We start from the raw sequence: 22,431 nt of genomic DNA on the forward strand, positions 1-22,431 counted from the left end.
ATTCATTCCTCCTTTGCTTTTTTTGAACGTCCACCATCTTTAAATACTTTAGCACTTCGAACGTATTCAGTATCTGGCACATTTAAGCGAGCGTTAACTACGCGTGCAGCTGCAAATAAATAATCAGATAAACGGTTTAAATAACGTTGTACAACTAATGGCACATCGCCCTCTTCGGATTCTTTTAGTAAAGTGACCATTTGGCGCTCTGCTCTACGTGTAATTGTACGTGCAATGTGTAAAGTAGCGGATGCAGGTGAGCCCCCGGGCAAGATAAATCTTTCAAGTAATGGTGGTTCATCCATTAGTACATCAATTCGTTTTTCCATAATTTCTATCGGTCCATCTGTCATTTTGTAATGACGTTCTTTCATGACATTAGCAAGATCTCCACCACAATCGAATAATTCATTTTGCATTGCTTCTAAGTCTTCTAATATATCTTTGAAAATAGCAGGATCTAATTCCGTCATTGCTTTACCGATAAATGAATTTAATTCATCAATTGTGCCGTAAGTTTCAACGCGTTGACTATCTTTATCAACTCGCGCTCCGATAATACTTGTTTTCCCTTTATCACCTGTACGTGTATATAGATTCATCTCTCGTCCTTCTCTCCTGATTTATTTTATTGTTTCAGCTATACCATACCAAATACGTGTTATTTGTGGGCTAATTTTAAATAATTTCTGATAAAATCTTCCACAAATATCACGGAGCTTACGCGTATTAGCATCAATTGGAACAACACCTCTGCCCATTTCTGTCACAATAACAATAAGTTCCTTCTCTTTTCCTAATGCTTGCAGTTGCTGAAGAAGTTGAGACGTTAATATATCCTCATCGACATCCAAATGATTTGCTACGATATTTTCAAGACCTGAGACAACAATAGTAGAAGCTTCAGGTAAAGACATTGGTAACTCACTTTCTAGCCAAGCAACATCTTTCTTCCCTTGTTCTTCTAGCCAGTTTCTTACATAGTCCCTTTTACCATTATAGGCTCCACCGATAAAAACGTGCATCGTTGTCCCTCCTCGAACTGTTTTTTCGTTGACCAGTGTAATAGATATCTTTCGTTATGAGGAACTTGCCACTCCCAAAAGGTTTTTTCTTCTGGTGCGAATTGCATTAACAACGCTCGAATTGAACCTCCATGAGCGACTATCTTGTAATTCACCATATCTTTTGGCAACGATTTAACGGCTTCTGTAACGCGAAACATGACTTGCTGTAATGTCTCGCCATTTGGTGGTGCTATTTCATATGGATTGTCTATCCAATTACGATACGCTTGTATATCTTTTAACTGGTCATAAGTTTTGCATTCAAAATCACCAAAATGACTTTCACGAAATCCTTCATTATTCATGTAAGTAGCATTCGGAAAATAATAAGCAGCTGTTTCCTTACAACGTATTAAATCACTTCCGAAAACGACAGGAGCAAACTCATCGATAATTGGCAAACTTTGATTAGGAATAATTGACTCATCAGTCCAGCCAAGATACTTCCTTTCAATATTACTTTTAGTTTTAGCATGGCGCATTAACTCAATAGTAATAGCGTAATCCATAAAATGGCCTCCATTCCTTCAATAAAAGCACCAAGTAAATCACCTGAGCTACCTCGAAAATTACGCACAGTCCAAATTTTATACAGACCTGATGCAACAACTACAATCGCAAGTAATATAAGAGGTAAGATGAAATCCCCACTCCACCAAATTATAAGAATCAAGCCAGTAAGCATCGATACACATGTCATAACAAGAAATTGTGGTACATATAGTTTTTCTTTAAAAAAGTAGGCTAGCCCTTTTTCCTTTGAACATTTTGTCTGGATAAAATATAAGGACATTCCCAGCCGTGCTAAAAATGGTACCGCGACAATCCACATAATCGACAGTTCGCCTTTTTCAATTAATTCAGCTAAAAAGAAAATCTTCGTTAGTACTAAAAACAATAATGACATCGCCCCAAAAGCGCCAATACGGGGATCATCTAAAATCTCTAATCGCTTCTCAGTATCACGATATGAAAAAAAAGCATCTCCCATATCAACCCAGCCATCTAAATGCAATCCACCCGTACAAACGATGAATCCAACAACAAGTAAAAAGGCCGTTAATAACGGGCTGATATCCGTCCAATATTGCAAACTATAAAAAACAGTAGCCATCACTACGCCCATACATGCACCTAACCAAGGTAGGAACGAGAACATCCCTGTTATCGTCGGCTTTGTAAGTGGTAATTCTTTTTGAACTGGCACGACGGTGAAAAATTGAAAAGTCAGTAAAATACTATGAACAATCGTACGCAAAAGAATAACCCCCTTCTAAAACTGTATTATTTCCATTGATGCATCTGTCCATATTCCATTTCGATTGAAGTAGTTGCTTCAGCTACAAACCATTGATGAATACGACCTAGCCATTTTTGATAAAGTCTCACCTCATAACTAGTAGAAAGGGGCTCATCTAGCACTTCGTTGGAGACGACAACAATCGGTATATTTCTTTCACGTAATGCATAAATCGTATTTTGCATCGCTATAAATTTCCGTTCAATACAGCCTTCTTTTTGAAAACAGCTCATACCAGTTTCATAACCATCATAAAATTCATTCGTTAGCCAAGTGGTTACGCAATCCCATAATATCGCGTCACCTTCTTTTATTTTAGAGAGGAGCTTAGAAAAGTCAGTTGGTTGCTCAATTGTCGTCCACCGTTGCCCTACTCGATCGTTTTGATGTCGGATGATTCTTTGCTTCATTTCTTCATCAAAAGGTACACCAGTTGCAACATAAACAAGTCGCTTCTTAGGCGACGCCTGTGCTAAATTTACAAGGCACTTTTCTGCATATGCACTTTTTCCACTCCGCACCCCACCTGTTATAAAGACGAATTCGCTTGAAACCAATGCATCATCTCCTCTTCTAAACGATTCATTGCTTCTGGTGCCTTCATACCTACTCGGAACCATGTACCTTCCATTCCGATGAAATTTTCTGTATGTCGAAGTACTATGCCCCGCTCAAGCATATACGTAAAGAAACTTTGTGACTGTTCAGTATCTGGCAATTGAAAGCTCACATAATTAGTGACACTGTTCGTAACAAGACAATGATTTTGTCGTAAAAATGCTTGGAACCTCGTACGCATTTGCACAGCATAAACACAAGCCTTCTGACGGAAAGTATCTTCTTCCTTACTTAAACAGCGTGCGCCAATTACTGCTGCTATTCCATTAATATGCCAATGAGGTGCGAGCTTCCGTATTGCACTTGCTACCTCAGGTGCGGCTACCATATAACCGAGCCTTATACCTGCAATTGCGTACATTTTCGTCATTGAACGTACAATAATCACCTGATGATTTTCTTTTACTGATTGTATAAATGATGCATTTTCATCAACAAAATCTATAAAAGCTTCGTCTAAAACAATACTACAATTCGTTTCTTTTGCAGATTCAATAAGCTGTTGAAGTTCTTCTTTCGAAGGTAATACACCTGTCGGATTATTAGGGGTACATAGATATAGGACAGCTGCATTTTGCATTGCTAGTTGAAGTTCGTCTAATGGTAACTTCCAATTCACGATATCTTCACAAACTACACGCTGTATTTCTACATCATTTTCTTTTAATGTCGCTTCATACTCTGAAAAAGTCGGATGTAAAATAATTGCATTATTTCCTCGGAAATATGTCGCAAGTAATGAGAAAATTTCCGCGGCACCATTGCCTAATACAATGTTTTCTGTAGAAATATCGTGATATTTAGCGACAGCAGATAGAAATGGCTCACCTTCTGGATCAGGATAACGTTGCAATAATTGCAAATAATCGGCCCAATCATTTTTGATAAAATCCGGTGCACCTGCTGGATTTACATTTTCGCTAAAGTCTAATATATCAACTGGTGGTTGAATGCCTAGCTGTGTATATAAACGATATGGATTTGCCCCGTGATTAGGTAATGACAACGAAAACCCCTCCTAATATGACCATTAGTAGCCAAAATAATATGGTTACAAGTTGCATCTGCTTAATAGAACGTATAATATGCTGAGGCCCTAGTTCAAAATGGCCCTCACCCATTTTCGCACGATTCGAGATAATCCCCTTATAGCTATTCACACCACCAAGCTGAATGCCTAATTGATATGCAGTAGCTGCTTCGAGCCAACCACTATTTGGACTTGGATGTTTTTTTGCATCACGCAGCCATCCTTTCATGCGATATGCAAATGGTTTTCCACTTTCATTTTTTGTACCAAGCATAAGCAATAAACCCGTCATTCTACTTGGCACATAATTTAGTACATCATCCACATGTGCAGCTACGTATCCAAAATCTGCGAAACGTTCATTTTTGTAAGCGACCATTGAATCAAGCGTATTAACTGCCTTATACATCCATAGGCCAGCACCGCCAAATAAAAACGCCCAAAATAGTGGTGCTGTTACACCATCACTCGTATTTTCAGACACAGTTTCTACTACACCTCGCGTTACTTCAGGTACCGATAAATGATTTGTATCACGCCCTACAATCCAAGATAACTTCATACGGGCTTCCTGCAAATCTCCTGATGCAAGTGGATCGTACACTTCAATTGCTGCTTGTTTGAGACTTTTCCCTGCTAAACCTATAGCTATTAATATTGATTCTACAAAAATACCTAGAATAACATTGATAGAATATGCAAAATAAATTACAGCAAAGGTAATTACAGTTGTTAAACCTACTATAATTAAGACAAGTAAAAGCCCATTTAATTTACGATGCTCCCCTTTATTCAAACGCTCTGTTAGTTTAGCTATTAGTGTGCCAATCCAGCGTACAGGATGTGGCATTTTCGGTGGGTCACCTATTAACCAATCTAAGGCTATTCCAATCGTACAAGCGATTATATGTGCTAACATTTTATAACCTTCTCTTGGCGCGTTTGTAATCTTGTAGTGCCGTAACTGTTGTTTCATAAACCCCTTGACCAATCAACTTTCCAATATCTGTGATAGGTCCCGCGTATTCCATAAACGTCCCATTTTGAGTCGCAGCAATTAGTAGACTATCTGTTGATGTACCAGTTGCAATCGTATTGGATATTGGATCCATGATTTCTTCTTGGTGCATTGCTTTTACCTTCGCTTCAGTTGCCGTTATCATTGCTTGCATAAAGGATTCTTCTGTTAGTTTCCCATTAATAATGACCCAAGTATTAATCGTTCCAATATACGGTTTACTCACTCTTTCATGTGCCCTTGAAACATCTACTGCATTCCCAACACCAGCTGTAACTGCAACAATAATACTTCCGGTTGTGTTTGAAAATTCACGAATAACAACATGCTTGGCTGCAACTGCAGTCATCATAGCCACCGTATTAGATGGCAAAAAATTATGTTGTTCAAGATAACTTTTTAATTCTTCCTGTGCATCCGCACACATATAACTCAAATCAACTGCACGATTAACAAATGATTGGAACCATCCAAAACCAGCATTGTGAACAGCTGAGGAAACGGTTTTTAAAGGAAATTCCGTACGAAGCTCAACAAATTCATCTCTTATTTTGAATTGTTCTTTTGTCACTATATAGGATTCACGTTCATCCGTAGCTGTTGGCATTAGTGTTACTTGTGGCTTTGGCAATTCTGGATGCGGATAACTTGAAACACGCGTATTATATACTTCTAAAATTTGCTGTTCTTTCAACACTTCATGTGGTTCTCCAATAGCTTTTACATGTCCTTTTTCCATTAACAATAGGCGATCACAATAAAGTGAAGCTAAGTTCATATCATGAAAAACAGAGATAACTGTTAAACCATTTTGCACTGCTTCTATACGAATCATATCTAGCAATTGTCGTTGATGTGCAATATCTAAATGATTCGTAGGCTCATCTAAAAGTAAGATATCAGCTTGCTGAGCAAGTGCTTGTGCTACAAATGTACGTTGTTGCTCCCCACCTGATAAAAATTCGAGGTTTGTATGTTCATAGCTATCCACACCCGTTTGCTTCATAGCTTTTTTTACTGCATTTTCATCTTGTTCTGACCATGTCGAAAACCAACTATTTTGATGTGGATAACGTCCTAAAGCTACTGTCTCACGTACTGTATGCGAAAATGCATGGGCATGAAGCTGTGGTAAAACAGCCATTTTGCGCGCAAATTCCTTCGGTGAGAAATGTTTAATATTTTGTTCTTCAATGAGTACTTGACCAGTTGTGGAAGGTAAGATACCACTAATCACTTTTAACAATGTGGATTTGCCGCTACCATTTGGTCCTAATACGCCAAGAATTTCGCCCTTTTTCACGGTAAACGAAACGTCTTGAACTATTGGCCTGGTGGCGTCATAGCCACCAGTAATATTTTCTACAGTAAGCATACTTACGCACCTTTCGTTCTTCTTTGTCGGAAAAAGATATATGAAAATACTGGCGCACCAATAAGTGCAGTAATGACACCTATTGGTAACTCTGTTGGCGAAATAATCGTACGAGCAACTAAATCACAAACAATTAATAATGATGCTCCATTTAAAAACGATAAAGGTAATAAATGACGGTGATCTGCGCCAAATAAAAGTCGTGTCATATGCGGTATAACGAGTCCAACAAAGCCAATTGTTCCAGACACTGCAACTGCAGCACCTGTTAACATAGATCCGCCTATTAATATCAGAATTTTACTTTTCTTCACGTCAACACCAAGATACTTGGCGCGTTCTTCTCCAAATAACATCGCATTTAATTCACGACGGTTTAACCATAATAAAAACGAACCGATGAGTACAAAAGGCCACACCATTTTGACATACGGCCATCCGCGCATTGAGACGCTTCCCATAAGCCACCCAATGATTTGCCGTAACTCATCACCTGTTAAGGCGATTAGCAATGAAATAACCGAACCTAAAAACGAACTAGCGATTATACCAGTCAAAATCAGTGTTTCCATTTTCATAGTACGATCGATTAAACGTGCAAAAGCCATCACACCCATCATCGCCAATAAGGCCCCTAGCATGCTGAAGGCTGGTAATGTATATATACCAAAAACAGGGGTCGAAATGCCGAAAAAGAGCGTCACCACAGCACCTACCGAGGCACCAGATGACACTCCTAACGTATACGGATCGGCGAGAGGATTCTTCAGCAATCCTTGGAAAGCCGCACCCGCAATTGCCAGTGAGGCTCCTACTAAACCTGCAAGCACAACACGCGGCATGCGTATTTTCCACAATATATTCGTTGCTGTTGGATCCGCTGCCGTATTCCATAACGTACTAATTGGTACTTTAACAGAACCAATTGATACACCTAGCCAAATGCTAACAATTAAAATCAAAATGGCTATGATGTACCCTAAAAGTGTTTTCTTCACTCAAAAGCCTCTGGATATACTGCTTTTGCAATGACCTCTAAGCCTTCAGCAAGACGAGGACCTGTACGACTTGTTAAGTTCGCATCAACTTGAACAACTGCATCATTTTTAACAGCTGTGATACTATCGAACCCTTGACGTTTTTTCACCTTCTCAACAATATCTTTTACATGGTTGTATTTCACAATAATTGTATCTGGATTACGTTTCACAATTTCTTCAGGGTCAATTTTGAACCAACCTGTTTGATCTGCTGTGACGTTTTTAATATTAGCTAGATCAAACATTTCTTGCACAAATGTATCTTTACCTGCTGTGTAAATATCAGGTTCATCTGATGTTTCGACGAATGCGGATTTTTGTTTTACATCTTTTACTTTTGCTTGCACTTCTTTTACTCTTGCTTTCATATCATCAGTAATCTTCTTAGCCTCATCCGTTTTACCAGTAATGTGACCTATTTGTTCAATTGTTTTATACGTTTCATCAAAATTTCCAGCGTTTTTTACAACAAAAACTTTCAATCCAGCATCACGTAATTGTTGGAGACCTGCTTCAGAAGTACCTAAAAGTGTTTCGTGTGCAAATACAACTTCTGGATTTAAGCTAATAATTTTCTCGGCGTCAAATTCCATCCCACCGACTTTTTCTTTTTTCGTTGCAGCTTTAGGATAATCATCATTATCCGATACAGCAGTAATTTCTTTTTCTAATCCTAACGCGAAAAGAATTTCTGTATTACTTGGTACTAGAGTAATAATGCTCTTTGGTGCTTCTGTAAATTTCACATCATTGCCAAGTGCATCAGTCACTGTTAATGGATATCCTGCTACCTGTTGCTCTGTTGCTGGCTCACTATTTTCCTTTTTCTTTGCATCATCCGTTTGGCCACAGCCTACTAACACACCTAGTGCTAAAGCAAACACTAAACTAAATTGCCATATTTTCTTCATTTACATTTCCTCCTTTTTCATAAAAAAAATCTCTCGTTTTACGACGAGAGATACGATGACAGTGAATTTATACATAGCAGTACTCAAAAATGCACTTTTACTGACACCATTTCTATCCGCGTAGTTCTAATTGGTGGTCTCCATGTTGGCAGGTCTCCTGGCTCGTGATCACAGCTTGCCGTGCCTTCCCAAAGCGCTATGCTTTAGTGACAAATTACGACTTGCTCACACATACAGTGGCGGGACCGCATCGGATTTGCACCGACTTCCCTTTTCTCTTTACTAAATCAAAGTAAAGAACCAACATGTTTCACATATACAATTTTTTATTACATCTTGTACAATTATACAGAAAATTAAATACTTGTCCAAGTTGTTAATAGGCTTGATGGAATTATTAGTAATAATACCTTGTGACATAAATCGATGAAGTCTAGCCATTTTCTCATTAACTAGCCGAAATCATTCTTTATCTTTCATCTGTTCTTTATATAAACAAAAAGACTATTCCACACTTTTTCAGTGCGAATAGTCTTTTTATAAGTACCTCTTAGTTTCATCAGCTTATTCGGCATCTGTAGCAAAAAGGTTCCTTTTATAATTACATTTTCTCAGGTGCTGATACGCCAATTAGTTTTAGTGAGTTGGCAATTGTTGTACGAACTGCTGTAATTAGAGATAATCGTGCTTCTGAGCGATCTTTATTGTCAGCATCTAATACTTTTTCAGCATTGTAGAAGCTGTGGAAAGTTGCTGCTAGTTCTTGAATGTAGTTAGTAATACGGTGTGGTGTGCGATTCTTCGCAGCATCCGCAACAACTTGTGGGAAGTCCCCTACTTTTTTCAAGACATCAATTTCTTTCTCTGCATTAAGAAGATCTAAATGTTCTTCAGATGCTGCTAAGCCTTGTTCTTTTGCTTGGCGCAAGATTGAAGAAATACGAGCATGTGCATATTGTGCATAGTATACAGGGTTTTCATTTGATTGCTTAACAGCTAGGTCAAGGTCAAAGTCCATATGTGAATCACCCGCACGCATTGCAAAGTTGTAACGTACTGCGTCTAAGCCGACTTCTTCAACAAGTTCACGTAAAGTAACCGCGTTACCTGTACGTTTACTCATTTTCACTTTTTCGCCGTCTTTCATTAAGTTCACCATTTGAATGATTTCAACTTCTAATGTGTCACGATCGTAACCAAGTGCTTCGATTGCCGCTTTCATACGTGGGATATAACCATGATGGTCAGCTCCCCAAATGTTGATAAGTTTAGTGAAGCCACGTTGAATTTTATCTTCATGGTATGAAATATCTGGTGTTAAATATGTGTAAGAGCCGTCATTTTTTATAAGTACGCGATCTTTGTCGTCGCCAAATGTTGTCGAGCGGAACCAAGTAGCGCCTTCTTCTTCAAATACATGACCATTCGCACGAAGTTTTTCTAAAGCCTTTTCAACTTTACCTGATTTATAAAGTGATGTCTCAGAATACCAAACGTCAAAGTCTACACGGAAGTTTGCTAAGTCTTTTTGTAATTTACCAAGCTCTAATTTCAAGCCATGTTCACGGAAAAATTCAAAGCGCTCCTCATCTGACTTACTTAGAATCGAATCACCAAAATCAGCAGCTAGTTTACCTGCGATGTCGATAATATCTTGACCATGATAACCGTCTTCAGGCATAGTAGCTTCTAAGTCTAATGCTTGTTTGTAACGAGCTTCTAAAGATGCTGCTAAATTATTGATTTGATTACCTGCATCATTGATGTAGTATTCACGTGAGACATCATATCCTGCAAAGTCTAAAACGTTACATAATGAATCCCCTACAGATGCTCCTCGGGCATGTCCTAAGTGAAGGTCACCAGTTGGGTTAGCTGATACAAATTCAACTTGTACTTTTTCATTAGCGCCAGCTTGAGAACGTCCATATTCAGCGCCTTGCGCTAAAACAGTTGTGATTACTTCCGCTAAATAGTCTTTGCGTAGCACAATATTCATAAAACCAGGACCTGCGATGTCGATTTTCTCAATAGCAGTACCTGTAGTATCAAGGTTTTCAATAATAGCTTCAGCGATTGCACGTGGTGGCTTTTTGGCTAATTTTGTAAGTTGCATAGCTATATTAGTTGCATAGTCGCCATTCGTCTTATCCTTTGGTGTTTCTAAGTGTATATTCAATGTTGATGTATCTTCTAAAAGACCTGCTTTTGATACTGCTGCAAGAAGCGCTTCTTTAATCGCATGTTGCACTTGTTCTACTGCGTTCATTATTTTCCCTCCGAGTAATTAATTTCTAAAGTATAATCGCCTACTGATTGTCCACCAACGATTAGATCATAGTTTAAATAAAATCGTCCGCTCGTTTTACTGTCATGCCGCTCGAATAGCATGTCCTTCGTATACGTCACGATTGGTAATGCACCGAATTCACTATCATAATGACCGTTTTGTTCATGATTAAGTAAAAATGGCATACGCATTTTCACATCACCATTCCGAAGAATAACTGCCTCATTATTACCGAATTTTAAAGTTGAACGAATATGTTTATCTTCTTGAACTTCTTCATATTGTAAGTACGTTTGGTCCCTTTTTTGAACTATCGTACCTTCTGACCAAAGCTCATAAGTTTCAGCTTCTGTTTCAGATTGTCGAATTGTCGTTTTTAACTTTAATTTTACGGGTGCTTTAAGTTCACTAGCCATACTTATGGGCCTCCGTTCCATTCTTTATATAACCTTCTTATTATAGGTTAGATTCGCTTGTTTTTTCAAGGTGCAAGTAAATTTAAGACAAATAGTGGATTCTTTATAATCACTCCCTCTAACTCCCTTATGTCGTTTTATAGGGAAAACATAATTATTTTAATTTTTCTTGTAAAATTGAATGTTATAATGGAGGAATAAAATGGTAGGAGAGAATCTATATGTTGCTCGAATTAGTCATTAATTTTTCGATTTTATTTACTTTTGTTATATTTTCATATTGGTTATATGAGTCTTTAGAACATTATCAAGATAGCTTTATTGAGCTGCAACCTTGGATTGTCGGTCTTGTAGCTGGACTTACCGGTTTACTTTTGATGGGCACGGCTGTACATTACCAAAATGATATTATTAGTGATAGTCGTTTTATTAGTATCTTACTCAGTGGATTGCTTGGAGGCCCAATTGCCATTGCTCTGTCCTCGCTCATCATTGGGATTTTTCGAATTTATGTGTTTGGCTTGTCAGAAACGTCTATTTTTGCAGGGTTAAATATTTTAGTAATTGGTGGTGTTATCGCATTTATCTCAATAAAAAAACCAATTACTTTACGCAATATCTATTTCTATTTCACTTATATCGTTTTCCAAGTTTGCATCGTTTTCTATATTCTTTCAGATACTTGGACACATGGCTTACAAAATGTAATTCAAACGGCGCTTTTTTATATTGTGTCATTTTATATAACTTTACTTGTATTAAAATCAATTCGAAATCAATTTAATCGTTTGCGTGAAACTGAAAAAATGGCAGAAACGGATTATTTAACTGGACTGCCAAATAACCGACGTTTCCAGCAAATAATAGATGATTTTCTCTCTAATAATGTTCCTTTTTCATTGATATTAATTGATATTGACTCTTTTAAAAAGGTTAATAAAACATATGGTCATCCTGTTGGTGATGAAATTTTACAACAAATTGGTACACAGTTAAAAAACTATGTGAAAACGATTGATGCAGAAGCTGCTAGGATTTGTGGCGAAGAATTTTATATTGTTTGCAAAGACGCTCCGCCTGCCTATAGCATACTTTATGCAAATTTTATTCAATCACAAATTGCCAAAACACCACTCGTTGTGTCCACTGGTCATGTAATTCCTATTACGGTTTCCATCGGGATTTGTTCATATCCTGACAATGGTAATACGTCAAAGGATCTCGCATTTTCAGCAGATAAAGCCCTCGTACAAGCAATAACAAGAGGTTCAAACCAACTCGTTCACTTTAATCAATTGAATAATTAATATTATTTTAATAAAACGCTAAGAGAATTCACCCTTTTCTTAGCGTTTTTTGTTACCGCTAAATAATTACCAAATTCATCCTTTTTATTTTTTTTCGTCCGTTTATTTTACATAGAATCATCACATACTATCGCTAAATTGGTGGAACGGAGCTGTTCTTATGAATCGAGCAGACTATTGGCGAAAAAGAAGGGTGAATAAGCGCTGGAAACGCACTCTTATGTGGAGTGTCGTAGGTATTTCAGCTTTTTTAACAGTATTGCTGTCACTCAGAATATACGCGCAAATTGCAGGTGCGCCTTCTCTCGCTGTTCCGAAGGCAACCGTTTTTTTAGATGCGGATGGGCATCGAGCTGGCGATAAATTTTCTATGGAACGTCGCTACTGGGTAAACCTAGATGAAATTTCACCTTTTGTTGCACAAGCACTTATTGCAACGGAGGACAAAAATTTCTATTCGCATAACGGTTTTGATTACACCCGTATTGCAGGCGCATTATTGAAAGATGTTAAGGCAATGCGCAAAGTTGAAGGAGCGAGTACAATTACGCAGCAGTATGCTCGTAATTTATATTTATCGCATGAGAAATCCTGGTTAAGGAAAGCTAATGAAGCACTCTATGCATACCGTTTGGAAGTCTTTTATGATAAGGATAAGATTTTGGAAGGCTACTTAAATACTGTTTACTTTGGACATGGTATGTACGGTATAGAAGCTGCAAGTAGATTTTATTTTGGGAAATCAACAAAAGACTTAACACTTTCTGAAGCTGCTTTGCTAGTTGGGATTCCAAAAGGACCAGGCATTTATTCCCCTGCAGTAAATAAAGAAAAATCAATAGGTCGTCAACAATTAATATTAAGTTTAATGTCTAACCAAAATGTTATTTCTGAAGAACAATCAGAGAGAGCAAAGAATGAAAGTCTTGATTTTAAATATGAGGAATGGGAAAATTCGAAATCACTAGCACCATACTTTTTAGATACAGCTTGGCAGGAAGCAAAAGATATACTGACTGAGAAAGGCCGTCGTTTTGAAGAAGGTGGTTGGGTAATCAAAACAACATTGAATACTTTCCATCAAAAAGTTGCCGAGGAAGCTGTTGAGAAATCGTTACCAAATGATGAACTAGAAGTTGGCTTCGTTAGTATGGATCCATCTACAGGTTATATTACTGCTCTAGTTGGAGGACGACATTATTTAACAAGTACATTCAATAGGGCGACACAAGCTAAAAGGCAACCTGGATCTGCTATTAAGCCATTTTTGTATAGCGCTGCACTGGAGAAAGGTTATACTCCTTTAACGTTTATGGATACTAGCCCTACCATTTTCACTTATGATGATGGACGCTCTAAGTACGAGCCCAAAAATGTAAACGGCGAATTTGCGGATCACCCAATGTCTTTGGCACAAGCAATTGCTATATCTGATAATATCTACGCAGTGAAGACGTTTGAAACAATCGGCTATAAGGCATTCAGCAATGTACTGGAGCGATTTAACATCCAAAGTAAATTACAAAATTCACCGGCAGTAGCTCTTGGTACTTCTGAAGTAAGCTTAATGAATTTAACTTCTGCTTATAACACATTAGCGGCAAAAGGTGTTCAAAAGAAACCAACAACGATTATTTCAATTACAGATGCAAATGGGAAAGTTATTTATAAAGCAGAAAAGAAACAGAAAAAGAAACAAGTAATTAGTTCAGATGATGCGTTTTTAATCACACAGTTGATGACTGGTATGTTCGATCCAGTCTTTAATGATTACGCACCGGCAACCGGGATTTCAATTCGTAGCAAACAAACTAGACCTTATGCAGCAAAATCCGGTACAACTTTAACCGATCAAATGATGGTTGGTTTTACCCCTTCTTTAACTGCTGGTGTTTGGAATGGTTACGATAAAGGTAAACAGATGACAAGTACAGAAGATTCACGAGCTACAAAACAAATTTGGATTGATTTTATGGAAAAAGCACATGAAGGATTACCTAGTGAGCCATTTATGGCCCCCGATAATATTGAAGGCGTAATTGTCGATGTAAAAACAGGTGGTCTTGCAACATCAAGCTGTGATAAACAACGACTTGTATATATGAAAAAGAAAGATATTCCGAAAAAGCTATGTACAGATCCAAGTATTGTTAGTGATTTAACGAAAAAAGACGAAACATCTTGGCACCTATTTCCTTTTTCAATATTTGAATAAATAAAAAAAGCTGCAGCTTCTAAGGAGTCCGTTATCCTTAGGAAGCTGCAGCTTTTTGGTTCTCGAAAATATGAGTTACATGGGGCATTCGGCTTGGGTTTGTCAAAATGCCGCATGTCTCTCATATATAGTCGGTTACCAGATGTCCTAGCTTACTTTCTTAAGTTGTAGTTAAAGTGTACTGCCTTTCAATGTCAGTTTCAACCATGTATTGAAACCGCTTTATAAATGTCACATTTTGTTCAATTATTTTCAAAATTTTAGAAGGCTAATTCTTCACGTAATTGTTCTGAACTTAAAGACCACATTTTCTCGTTAAAGCCGTGTAAAAACTCGCCTAGTACACGTTTTGACTCTTCGTCCATATGCTCTATAATGATATGGCGTTTCATCGATTTATCCATTTTATTGACATGGTCTGCTAAAATTTTATAACCACGACGTTTTTCCCTATTGACAACCATCTCACAAGCCGTTACACCAGCAAAGTAAGCTCCGCCTTCCTTATGATCAATTGTCACCCATACTAGCCAATATGGTTTACCGCCTGCTGAATCTTCTCGATTCGTAGTAAATTTAATACCTCTTTCAACATCACTACGTGCATGCATAGCCCCTACTTCTACAGTGGCTTTTTTTTCTTCAATATCAATGATGACTGGTGATACGTTCTCAAGAGTTAAAGAACCTACACCAAATCCTTTATGTCCGTCTGTTGGATCGTTTTTAATAATCGTAAATCCTAATTTTTGTTTTGGTTTTTCTTCATTCGTCATTTCTCAAAATCCCTCCGTTCTGTTATTATAACGAATATACACTATATTTTAAATGAGGAGGAACTCTTTATGCCTATAGTAACAATAAAAATGATTGAAGGTCGCACAGACGATCAAAAACGTGATTTGGTTGAAAAAGTAACAGCTGCAATTTCCGAATCAGTAGATGCACCAAAAGAAAACATTTCAATTATCATCGAAGAAATGCAAAAATCACACTACGCTATTGGTGGCGTACGTAAGAGCGACCTTTAATAATATATTTATCGTAAGTAGGGCTGTCCCTTTTTAGGGATGGCTTTTTTTGTATAAAAAAACCCCACTTTTGGGGATTTTTTTACTGTATCGATACTGTTGCAAGTTGTGCTATAAATTCAAAGGCATCTGTTAGCTCTTCTTCAGTGAAGTTCAACTTCCCTTTTACCACATGTACCTTTTCAATTTGCTCTTCTTTTGTGAGTTCATCAAAATATAGTAGCGTTGAAACAAGCTCTAGAAAACGTGCACTTCTATCATTCATCATATTAATCACTTCTGGTAGCTTATCATGTTGCTTACCTAGCATAGTAGAAAAACTTGTCCCTTCAGTAGTAACAGCATAGCGGTATTGTACATATGACCCCTTATCCTCTTTTTCTTCCGTTAAAAAGCCCATATTACAAAGCTCTTCTACGCGTAACGTTAGCTCTTCTGAGTAAGGTCCATATATATGAAATTGATATTTTTCTTGGAATGGAAATCGCATTTTCTTTGCTATATAGACCATCTTTTGTAATTTTTTACGACCAGTGACTTGACCTGCTAATGACACAAATTGTACGACTTTTGCGTGTTCTTCTAGCACTTTTAAATCTCCTTCCGGGAGGTTATTAACCTTTTAATATTTCTAATATTTGTTTTCTAAGTATTTTTTTCTTACCGTTCTCTAGTAAAATATCTTCTGGAAAATATAATTTATGATCCGTTCGGCGTTTTCCGGATATGGCATCGACAATATCAGATGATCTCGATAATTCACGGATTTCGTCATTCGGCATTAATAGATGAATCGGTAACCTCTCCTCTTCCTCACCCGGACGATAAAAATCGTATGGTAAATCTGAAGATGAATCTAAAACTAAATAGTACTGCGGATCAATACCAGCTTTTCGGAATAAATTCTCAAGTTCACGTAGTTTTTGATAATCTTTGGCAGGGTCAATTTCCACATAATTAAACAATTTCCTGTTCACAAAACGTCTGCTTAAATCGCTTAAAATAGGATCCGTCTCACGCATCCAAAGTTGAAAATATGTCAGCAAAATACTTTCATCCAAAGCTAGATAATCTTCAAGTTCAATATTTTTATCAAAAAATGCTTGAAAATGCGTAGGTTCGTGTAAGAATGAATACCCTGTTTCACTTAATGCTTTTGCACGATGTAAAATTTTCGTCAATATTACTTCCGCACTCCGTGATACAGGATGAAAATAAACCTGCCAATACATTTGATAACGACTCATAATATAATCTTCTACTGCATGCATACCACTTGATTTGATGACCACTTGATCCTCTCGTGGACGCATCACGCGCAATATACGTTCCATATCAAAATGACCATAACTGACACCAGTATAATAAGCATCCCGTTGTAAGTAATCCATACGATCAGCGTCGATTTGGCTTGAAATCATACTGACAACTTGTTTATTTTCATACGTTTTTGCAATGACATTCGATACTTTTAATGGGAAATTAGCCGCAACGCGACTGAGTACTTGATTGACTTCTGTATCTCCCAAAATAATATGGCGTGTGAATTCTTCATGGTCCAAGTCAAAAACATGTTCAAAAGCATGTGAAAAAGGTCCATGTCCCAAATCATGCAATAATGCAGCACAAAGTACGACAAGCCGCTCACTTTCATCCCATTCTGGTCTACCCTTGAACACATCATCGACCATTCGACGGACAATCTCATAAACACCAAGTGAGTGATTAAATCGACTATGTTCTGCACCATGGAATACTAAATAAGTCGTACCAAGTTGCTTAATACGGCGTAATCTTTGAAACTCTCTTGTTCCAATTAAATCCCAAATCACCTGATCTTGCACATGTACATAGCGATGGACTGGGTCCTTAAATACTTTTTCTTCTTCTAACTTTGCTGTCGCGTAACTCATAAGACACCCCACTTCCGCTGTTTGTATTGATTTGTTGAAACTGTATAACGAATTATAAAAAACTAATTGAAATAATGACACAAAATCTATTGATGACCAGCTAACCTATTAACTATTTGGGTTATAAAAACAAAGCATACTTGCTTATACATAAAATTACTTGTAGTAAATTACTCTCAAATCTTTATCGAATTACAACTTTAATTACAAGTATAAATGAAAAAACCACCTTTCGGAAAGGCGGCTAAAGTCTGACTTCAAGCTAGGAACTTAGTAAGTTTATGAACTAACTCCTACGCTAAGCAGTCTACAGTTTGTTGCTCGAATTACTATAATGATTGTCATATCAACATACTAATCGCCTGTTATAGACGATTTTGTGATTTTAATTTGGCGCGTACTTTTTCCATTAATTCCTCTTCTGTTAATGCAGCACAAGGACGATTATTGACGAATGCGAATGTTTTCTTTCGTCCAGGACCACAATATGACTGACATGCGATATCGACTGAAGCATCAGCATCGATTTCTTTTAATTTCGGGATTAATGTTTTTAAATTAACGGCCTGACATTCATCGCAAACTCGGAATTCGTTTGCCATCTGTCTACAACCCTTTCTATATTTGAATCTGAAGTCTAACAGTCATTGTATCGTATTTATGGCCGTTTCTTCAAGCTTATAATAGGCCATTGTCTCATAGCATTCTCTTTTCTTTTCGTTACAAAAGCCTTCACAACAACACCTAGCATAATATTTTGCAAGTTTGTGAATAAAAAATAGAGAAAGTGACCACGCTGAGACTATCAACATTATAGGAGGTTATAAAATGGTAAAAATCAGACAAGATGCTTGGTTAAAAGAAAACGATGAATTATTAGCAGAGGCAGTTATTCGACATGTTAAAGAAGGCAGTACACAATTAAATGCCTTTGAAGAAGCTGGAGATGCCCTGAATAGAACTGCAGCTGCATGTGGCTTTCGTTGGAATGCTGTCGTTCGCAAAATCTATGAAAATGAATTAGCAGGCGCTAAAAAGGAACGCAAAGAGCGTATGCGTGTATTCGGACAAACCGTACGTCGCCGAAATACAGGAATCTACGTATTACCTACTAGTGGAAGTAATGAGAGTAATGGTGTTACTGAGCAACAACGTTCCATTCCTCTATCATCGCTATCACTTGATGTTGTCATAGCTTATTTAATGCGCTTACAACATATGGGCAGTGGCAATGATTCTGAGACTACAAGATGGCGCCATTTGGCTAATGTGGCTAATGAAAAAGTATCTCGTTTAGAAGCTGAACTTAACAAGCTAGAGAAGGAGAATCGCCACATGCGCAAAGATTACGAGCAATTTGCTCAAATTATGAATCGCGCTCGCCGTATGATAACACTAGATGAAGAGGAAGAGCATATCGCTCCCGTTTTCACTATGGAACGTAACGGGAATTTAGTTGTTAAAGAACCACCTACAAATTAATAGGGTGGCTACTCTTCTACTACTTAATTTCATCTTTTTTAATCCCATACCAAAACCCGACCCGCTTGTGAGTCGGGTTTGTTTTTTTCTGTTACTCACTTAACATCTTTTTATTTCGTTCAAACACGCGATTCAAATAGAAACTATAAAGTTCCATTTCTTCTTGCTGTAATGAACCAATTTGTAGTTCATCACTAAGGTCCATTAATAATTTTTGTAAATCTATAACGGTTTGTTGAACTGTCAATTTTTCATTTAAGAGTTCAGATAAAGAAGCCATAACTTCTGGACGTACTTGTGGATATTCAAATTTTGTCTGCTCACCTTGCAAACCTATTTTATAAAAACCCCTTATTAAACTGGCACGCTCTGCTCCACTGCCTTCTATACATAGATAGATTTGGACGGCGATACCTTGACGTAATCTTCGTTGTGAGATGCCTGCAAACTTCTTGCCGCCTATACTTAAATCATAAGAACCCGGGCAGTACGAACCTATGATTTCGTACGCTTCAATATGTTCTGCAGCTTTTGGAAATAATGCTTTGATGAGTTCTAACATCACTTCATAGCCTGTATTAATATCGATTTTTGAATGCTGTTCGGACAGTACAATAGAAATATTCAAAACACCTGAATCTAACACAACTGCAAGCCCACCTGAGTTACGAACAATTGGTGTGAATCCTTTTTCCTTCAAAAAATCCATACCATCTTCAATATGTGGCAAGCGATGGTCCTGAATGCCAAGTACAACTGAACGATCATGCACCCATGTACGAACTGTTGCTGATGACATGTCTTGGCCAACTAAATGGCACAATGTATCATCAGCAGCAAACGATTCTAATGGTGAGTGTCCAATACCACTCACGGATTGATCCCAAAAACGCCATGTTTTTTGCTGTAAGTATGTTAACATTTTGATTCTCCCGGACTATAAAGTTTTCTTCACTAGCATACACGAATCGGCCAATTTTCTCATGTCAAATTCATGACTTTCAAGCAATAGAGCGACTTATTTTCCTTTTTTATGCTAAACTAATGCAGAATGATTCTCACTAAAAGGAGTGTCCATAAACAATGATCGAAGCAGCACAAACACTAGATGGTTGGTACGTATTACATGATTTCCGTTCAATTGACTGGGCTTCTTGGAAACTAGTTTCTGAAGAAGAGCGTCAAGCAGCGGTTGAAGAGTTCATTAAATATCTAGAAAAAATTAACGAGGCTGATATTGCGAAAACAGGAAGCCATGCTTTCTACTCAATCGTAGGTCAAAAAGCAGACTTCGTACTTATGACATTACGCGAAACAATGGAAGAATTACAAGAGCTTGAAACCGAATTCAACAAGTTAGCAATTGCTGATTTTACAATCCCTTCTTTCTCTTATGTTTCAGTTGTTGAGCTTTCAAACTACCTTGCTGGAAAAGACTCTGACGAAGATCCGTACCAAAATCCACATGTACGCTCTCGTTTATATCCTGAATTACCTCGTTGGAATCATATTTGTTTCTATCCAATGGATAAACGTCGTCAAGAAGGCGCTAACTGGTATACACTACCAATGGACGAGCGTAAAGAATTAATGCGAAGTCACGGTTTAATCGGCCGTAGCTATGCAGGTAAAGTTAAACAAATCATCTCGGGTTCTGTCGGTTTTGACGATCATGAATGGGGTGTTACTCTATTTGCTGAAGACGTATTGCAATTCAAAAAACTAATTTATGAGATGCGTTTTGATGAAGTAAGTGCTCGTTATGCAGAGTTCGGTGCATTCTTCGTTGGTAATATTTTAGACAACGAAAAATTAGTGAAACTTCTAACTGTTTAATTTTTCCCTTTAAAAGAAAGCTCTTTATTTAATCGAGCTTTCTTTTTTATGTTCATATGTGTCTTTTCACTTAACCTTTATACACTTTATTAAAATCAAAAATTAGGAAGATGCGATATGCTGAGCTATTGATTCATGTGGATTGCATTCCTATTCAACTTAATATTCGATTATTATAACTGGATCAAAATGTCGTAAGGCCAACAGTCTTCAACAATAGTATAAAAAAACAGCAAGCTCCTTATTTTAAGAGTTTGCTGTTTTTTGTGTTTTATCAAATATAATTTTTTTAAAATATATTATGCATATCTAACATTGAATTCTGCTAATTTTTCTATAATTTGCTTTTCAACATTCACATCATTCGTAATAGCTTCATCAGAATATGGTGCAAGAATCTCATGATGACCTATCATAACAGCATGATGAGCATGTTCGAACATTGAGATATCGTTAGTATCATTCCCAAATGCAATATAGCTACCTGAAGAAATATGAAGTTGCTTCAAGGCACTCCATTTATGAATACCTGTTGGACTAATATCTAATATCCCTTCATCTCTATGTAAGTGAATGATAACATCTAGTTGTTTCAAATCTTCATGAAGTGCATCCATATTACAAGAGGTCAAAATAAGCATTTTAATAATCGAATTTAGTTTTTCAAGCGGCTTCTTTTCTGCTAAATTATGAGGATTAAGATTATTTAATATTGCGTGATCTGCAGGTCCCGTATAAGCATAATCCCAGTCACCATCAATTAAATACGTAGCTTTATACTTTTCTAATAATGCCTTTAACTTAACTAATATTGTTGGGCTGAATCGAGCTACTTGTTTAATGTTTCCATTTTGGCATATAAGTGAGCCATTCCCACCTATCATTTTATACCCGTGAAATCTTTTATGAAGTACAGGCAATAAATCACGTATCGGACGTGCGGATGCAAAAATGACTTCATGTCCACTTGATTTAAGTTGCTCTAAGCTTTGTAGTATAGGTTCTGTGACTGGCTGGCCTTTAAAACAAATCGTACCATCCAAATCGAAAACAAAATGCATGTATGACACTTCTTTCTCTGAGGTTTCGTGAGTTTTGTCCTCTTATTATTTAACTGCGACAATTTTGCCGTCGGTGAGCAGTAAGAGTTCATCAGCAGTTAGCTGGAACACAGCCTTGGGATGACCCGCTGCTGCCCAAATTGTATCATATTGAAAAAGGTCTTCATCAATTAAAGTTTGAATTTCTGATACATGTCCGATGGGAGCTACTCCTCCGATTACAAAGCCTGTATGTTCACGAACAAATTCTGCATCAGCTTTACCAAGCTTGTCTTCTACAACTTCGGCAATATGCTTCTCATTTATACGATTAATACCACTTGCAACAACTAAAAGTGGAGTATTAGTATTTTTTAAACGAAAAATGATTGATTTAGCAATTTGCGCGACTGTACAACCTATGGCATCTGCAGCTTCTTGTGCTGTACGTGCGCTATCAGGTAACTCTACTACTTGATTATCGAAACCTAACGATTGTAATTTTGTCTGAATCGCAAGTGCACTTTCCTTCATGAAATACA

Annotated in this window: 24 protein-coding genes and 1 riboswitch; of the genes, 5 read left to right on the top strand and 19 right to left on the bottom strand. The window is 37.3% G+C overall.

Annotated features, from left to right (window positions below; genetic code table 11):
* Window positions 1–2: 2 nt before the first annotated feature.
* The 12 genes from AC3IS5_RS18225 to AC3IS5_RS18280 form a co-directional block, all read right to left on the bottom strand.
* A complete protein-coding gene (locus tag AC3IS5_RS18225; protein ID WP_489425656.1) occupies window positions 3–602 on the bottom strand; it encodes a cob(I)yrinic acid a,c-diamide adenosyltransferase in 600 nt (199 codons plus the stop codon).
* A gap of 21 nt (window positions 603–623) precedes the next feature.
* Window positions 624–1,025 (bottom strand): bifunctional adenosylcobinamide kinase/adenosylcobinamide-phosphate guanylyltransferase, encoded by a 402-nt coding sequence (locus AC3IS5_RS18230; RefSeq protein WP_489425657.1) that lies wholly within the window; start codon window positions 1,023–1,025, stop codon window positions 624–626.
* Complete coding sequence (locus AC3IS5_RS18235; protein WP_489425658.1) at window positions 977–1,576, bottom strand: histidine phosphatase family protein; 600 nt, start codon at window positions 1,574–1,576, stop codon at window positions 977–979. The genes AC3IS5_RS18230 and AC3IS5_RS18235 overlap by 49 nt, the downstream gene beginning before the upstream one ends.
* Window positions 1,549–2,325 (bottom strand): adenosylcobinamide-GDP ribazoletransferase, encoded by a 777-nt coding sequence (gene cobS, locus AC3IS5_RS18240; protein WP_489425659.1) that lies wholly within the window; start codon window positions 2,323–2,325, stop codon window positions 1,549–1,551. Before cobS ends, AC3IS5_RS18235 begins: the two co-directional genes overlap by 28 nt.
* A 26-nt stretch (window positions 2,326–2,351) precedes the next feature.
* On the bottom strand, window positions 2,352–2,924 hold the full coding sequence (locus AC3IS5_RS18245) for a bifunctional adenosylcobinamide kinase/adenosylcobinamide-phosphate guanylyltransferase (RefSeq protein ID WP_489425660.1): 573 nt from the start codon (window positions 2,922–2,924) through the stop codon (window positions 2,352–2,354).
* Window positions 2,897–3,991, bottom strand: a complete 1,095-nt coding sequence (locus AC3IS5_RS18250) for a pyridoxal phosphate-dependent aminotransferase (protein ID WP_489425661.1) — start codon at window positions 3,989–3,991, stop codon at window positions 2,897–2,899. Before AC3IS5_RS18250 ends, AC3IS5_RS18245 begins: the two co-directional genes overlap by 28 nt.
* Complete coding sequence (gene cbiB, locus AC3IS5_RS18255) at window positions 3,978–4,934, bottom strand: adenosylcobinamide-phosphate synthase CbiB (RefSeq protein WP_489425662.1); 957 nt, start codon at window positions 4,932–4,934, stop codon at window positions 3,978–3,980. The genes AC3IS5_RS18250 and cbiB overlap by 14 nt, the downstream gene beginning before the upstream one ends.
* Before the next feature lies 1 nt (window position 4,935).
* Window positions 4,936–6,408, bottom strand: a complete 1,473-nt coding sequence (locus AC3IS5_RS18260; RefSeq protein ID WP_489425663.1) for an adenosylcobinamide amidohydrolase — start codon at window positions 6,406–6,408, stop codon at window positions 4,936–4,938.
* Window positions 6,409–6,410: 2 nt separating this feature from the next.
* Window positions 6,411–7,406 (bottom strand): FecCD family ABC transporter permease, encoded by a 996-nt coding sequence (locus AC3IS5_RS18265; RefSeq protein ID WP_489425664.1) that lies wholly within the window; start codon window positions 7,404–7,406, stop codon window positions 6,411–6,413.
* Entirely contained in the window at window positions 7,403–8,359 is a 957-nt protein-coding gene (locus AC3IS5_RS18270; RefSeq protein ID WP_489425665.1) for an ABC transporter substrate-binding protein, read from the bottom strand. Before AC3IS5_RS18270 ends, AC3IS5_RS18265 begins: the two co-directional genes overlap by 4 nt.
* Before the next feature lie 130 nt (window positions 8,360–8,489).
* Window positions 8,490–8,679, bottom strand: a riboswitch (cobalamin riboswitch).
* Window positions 8,680–8,960: 281 nt separating this feature from the next.
* A complete protein-coding gene (gene argS / locus AC3IS5_RS18275; protein WP_489425666.1) occupies window positions 8,961–10,628 on the bottom strand; it encodes an arginine--tRNA ligase in 1,668 nt (555 codons plus the stop codon).
* Window positions 10,628–11,065: a YwiB family protein gene (locus tag AC3IS5_RS18280; protein ID WP_489425667.1), complete on the bottom strand. Its 438-nt coding sequence runs from the start codon at window positions 11,063–11,065 to the stop codon at window positions 10,628–10,630. Before AC3IS5_RS18280 ends, argS begins: the two co-directional genes overlap by 1 nt.
* Before the next feature lie 221 nt (window positions 11,066–11,286).
* Between AC3IS5_RS18280 and AC3IS5_RS18285 the strand changes: the two genes are divergently transcribed.
* Both AC3IS5_RS18285 and AC3IS5_RS18290 read left to right on the top strand, forming a co-directional pair.
* Window positions 11,287–12,372 carry a GGDEF domain-containing protein gene (locus tag AC3IS5_RS18285; protein ID WP_489425668.1) on the top strand — a complete coding sequence of 362 codons (1,086 nt, stop codon included), beginning with the start codon at window positions 11,287–11,289 and terminating at the stop codon, window positions 12,370–12,372.
* Between the two features lie 160 nt (window positions 12,373–12,532).
* Complete coding sequence (locus tag AC3IS5_RS18290) at window positions 12,533–14,587, top strand: transglycosylase domain-containing protein (protein WP_489425669.1); 2,055 nt, start codon at window positions 12,533–12,535, stop codon at window positions 14,585–14,587.
* 260 nt (window positions 14,588–14,847) lie between these two features.
* On the opposite strand, the gene AC3IS5_RS18295 is transcribed toward AC3IS5_RS18290, so the two are convergent.
* Window positions 14,848–15,363, bottom strand: coding sequence for a YwhD family protein (locus AC3IS5_RS18295; protein WP_489425670.1), 516 nt, complete (start codon window positions 15,361–15,363; stop codon window positions 14,848–14,850).
* Between the two features lie 45 nt (window positions 15,364–15,408).
* Between AC3IS5_RS18295 and thmT the strand changes: the two genes are divergently transcribed.
* Complete coding sequence (gene thmT / locus AC3IS5_RS18300; protein WP_489427934.1) at window positions 15,409–15,618, top strand: 2-hydroxymuconate tautomerase; 210 nt, start codon at window positions 15,409–15,411, stop codon at window positions 15,616–15,618.
* 82 nt (window positions 15,619–15,700) lie between these two features.
* Here thmT and AC3IS5_RS18305 read toward each other — a convergent pair whose 3' ends face one another.
* From AC3IS5_RS18305 to AC3IS5_RS18315, 3 genes are all read right to left on the bottom strand, one after another.
* Entirely contained in the window at window positions 15,701–16,207 is a 507-nt protein-coding gene (locus tag AC3IS5_RS18305; RefSeq protein WP_489425671.1) for a YwgA family protein, read from the bottom strand.
* 25 nt (window positions 16,208–16,232) lie between these two features.
* Window positions 16,233–17,531: an HD domain-containing protein gene (locus AC3IS5_RS18310; protein WP_489425672.1), complete on the bottom strand. Its 1,299-nt coding sequence runs from the start codon at window positions 17,529–17,531 to the stop codon at window positions 16,233–16,235.
* 365 nt (window positions 17,532–17,896) lie between these two features.
* On the bottom strand, window positions 17,897–18,133 hold the full coding sequence (locus AC3IS5_RS18315; RefSeq protein ID WP_038180139.1) for a YuzB family protein: 237 nt from the start codon (window positions 18,131–18,133) through the stop codon (window positions 17,897–17,899).
* Between the two features lie 226 nt (window positions 18,134–18,359).
* Here AC3IS5_RS18315 and AC3IS5_RS18320 point away from each other — a divergent pair, with 226 nt between their 5' ends.
* Window positions 18,360–19,013, top strand: a complete 654-nt coding sequence (locus AC3IS5_RS18320; RefSeq protein WP_489425673.1) for an RsfA family transcriptional regulator — start codon at window positions 18,360–18,362, stop codon at window positions 19,011–19,013.
* Window positions 19,014–19,104: 91 nt separating this feature from the next.
* Here AC3IS5_RS18320 and lipL read toward each other — a convergent pair whose 3' ends face one another.
* On the bottom strand, window positions 19,105–19,935 hold the full coding sequence (gene lipL, locus AC3IS5_RS18325; protein ID WP_489425674.1) for an octanoyl-[GcvH]:protein N-octanoyltransferase: 831 nt from the start codon (window positions 19,933–19,935) through the stop codon (window positions 19,105–19,107).
* Between the two features lie 161 nt (window positions 19,936–20,096).
* Here lipL and hemQ point away from each other — a divergent pair, with 161 nt between their 5' ends.
* Window positions 20,097–20,849, top strand: coding sequence for a hydrogen peroxide-dependent heme synthase (hemQ, locus tag AC3IS5_RS18330; RefSeq protein ID WP_489425675.1), 753 nt, complete (start codon window positions 20,097–20,099; stop codon window positions 20,847–20,849).
* Between the two features lie 299 nt (window positions 20,850–21,148).
* Here hemQ and AC3IS5_RS18335 read toward each other — a convergent pair whose 3' ends face one another.
* Complete coding sequence (locus tag AC3IS5_RS18335; protein ID WP_489425676.1) at window positions 21,149–21,910, bottom strand: HAD-IIB family hydrolase; 762 nt, start codon at window positions 21,908–21,910, stop codon at window positions 21,149–21,151.
* A gap of 45 nt (window positions 21,911–21,955) precedes the next feature.
* Window positions 21,956–22,423: a YbaK/EbsC family protein gene (locus AC3IS5_RS18340; RefSeq protein ID WP_489425677.1), complete on the bottom strand. Its 468-nt coding sequence runs from the start codon at window positions 22,421–22,423 to the stop codon at window positions 21,956–21,958.
* Window positions 22,424–22,431: the final 8 nt, after the last annotated feature.

Source organism: Viridibacillus sp. KH_047, from assembly GCF_057838945.1.

What these genes read in the sequence shown, in the direction of transcription:
- AC3IS5_RS18285 (WP_489425668.1), top strand. Translation starts at nt 11,287, where the DNA reads ATGTTGCTCGAATTAGTCATTAATTTTTCGATTTTATTTACTTTTGTT.
- AC3IS5_RS18230 (WP_489425657.1), bottom strand. Translation starts at nt 1,025, where the DNA reads ATGCACGTTTTTATCGGTGGAGCCTATAATGGTAAAAGGGACTATGTA.
- AC3IS5_RS18335 (WP_489425676.1), bottom strand. Translation starts at nt 21,910, where the DNA reads ATGCATTTTGTTTTCGATTTGGATGGTACGATTTGTTTTAAAGGCCAG.
- cbiB (WP_489425662.1), bottom strand. Translation starts at nt 4,934, where the DNA reads ATGTTAGCACATATAATCGCTTGTACGATTGGAATAGCCTTAGATTGG.
- AC3IS5_RS18225 (WP_489425656.1), bottom strand. Translation starts at nt 602, where the DNA reads ATGAATCTATATACACGTACAGGTGATAAAGGGAAAACAAGTATTATC.
- AC3IS5_RS18280 (WP_489425667.1), bottom strand. Translation starts at nt 11,065, where the DNA reads ATGGCTAGTGAACTTAAAGCACCCGTAAAATTAAAGTTAAAAACGACA.
- AC3IS5_RS18310 (WP_489425672.1), bottom strand. Translation starts at nt 17,531, where the DNA reads ATGAGTTACGCGACAGCAAAGTTAGAAGAAGAAAAAGTATTTAAGGAC.
- AC3IS5_RS18290 (WP_489425669.1), top strand. Translation starts at nt 12,533, where the DNA reads ATGAATCGAGCAGACTATTGGCGAAAAAGAAGGGTGAATAAGCGCTGG.
- AC3IS5_RS18260 (WP_489425663.1), bottom strand. Translation starts at nt 6,408, where the DNA reads ATGCTTACTGTAGAAAATATTACTGGTGGCTATGACGCCACCAGGCCA.
- hemQ (WP_489425675.1), top strand. Translation starts at nt 20,097, where the DNA reads ATGATCGAAGCAGCACAAACACTAGATGGTTGGTACGTATTACATGAT.
- AC3IS5_RS18235 (WP_489425658.1), bottom strand. Translation starts at nt 1,576, where the DNA reads ATGGATTACGCTATTACTATTGAGTTAATGCGCCATGCTAAAACTAAA.
- AC3IS5_RS18270 (WP_489425665.1), bottom strand. Translation starts at nt 8,359, where the DNA reads ATGAAGAAAATATGGCAATTTAGTTTAGTGTTTGCTTTAGCACTAGGT.
- AC3IS5_RS18315 (WP_038180139.1), bottom strand. Translation starts at nt 18,133, where the DNA reads ATGGCAAACGAATTCCGAGTTTGCGATGAATGTCAGGCCGTTAATTTA.
- argS (WP_489425666.1), bottom strand. Translation starts at nt 10,628, where the DNA reads ATGAACGCAGTAGAACAAGTGCAACATGCGATTAAAGAAGCGCTTCTT.
- lipL (WP_489425674.1), bottom strand. Translation starts at nt 19,935, where the DNA reads ATGTTAACATACTTACAGCAAAAAACATGGCGTTTTTGGGATCAATCC.
- AC3IS5_RS18340 (WP_489425677.1), bottom strand. Translation starts at nt 22,423, where the DNA reads ATGAAGGAAAGTGCACTTGCGATTCAGACAAAATTACAATCGTTAGGT.
- AC3IS5_RS18295 (WP_489425670.1), bottom strand. Translation starts at nt 15,363, where the DNA reads ATGACGAATGAAGAAAAACCAAAACAAAAATTAGGATTTACGATTATT.
- AC3IS5_RS18320 (WP_489425673.1), top strand. Translation starts at nt 18,360, where the DNA reads ATGGTAAAAATCAGACAAGATGCTTGGTTAAAAGAAAACGATGAATTA.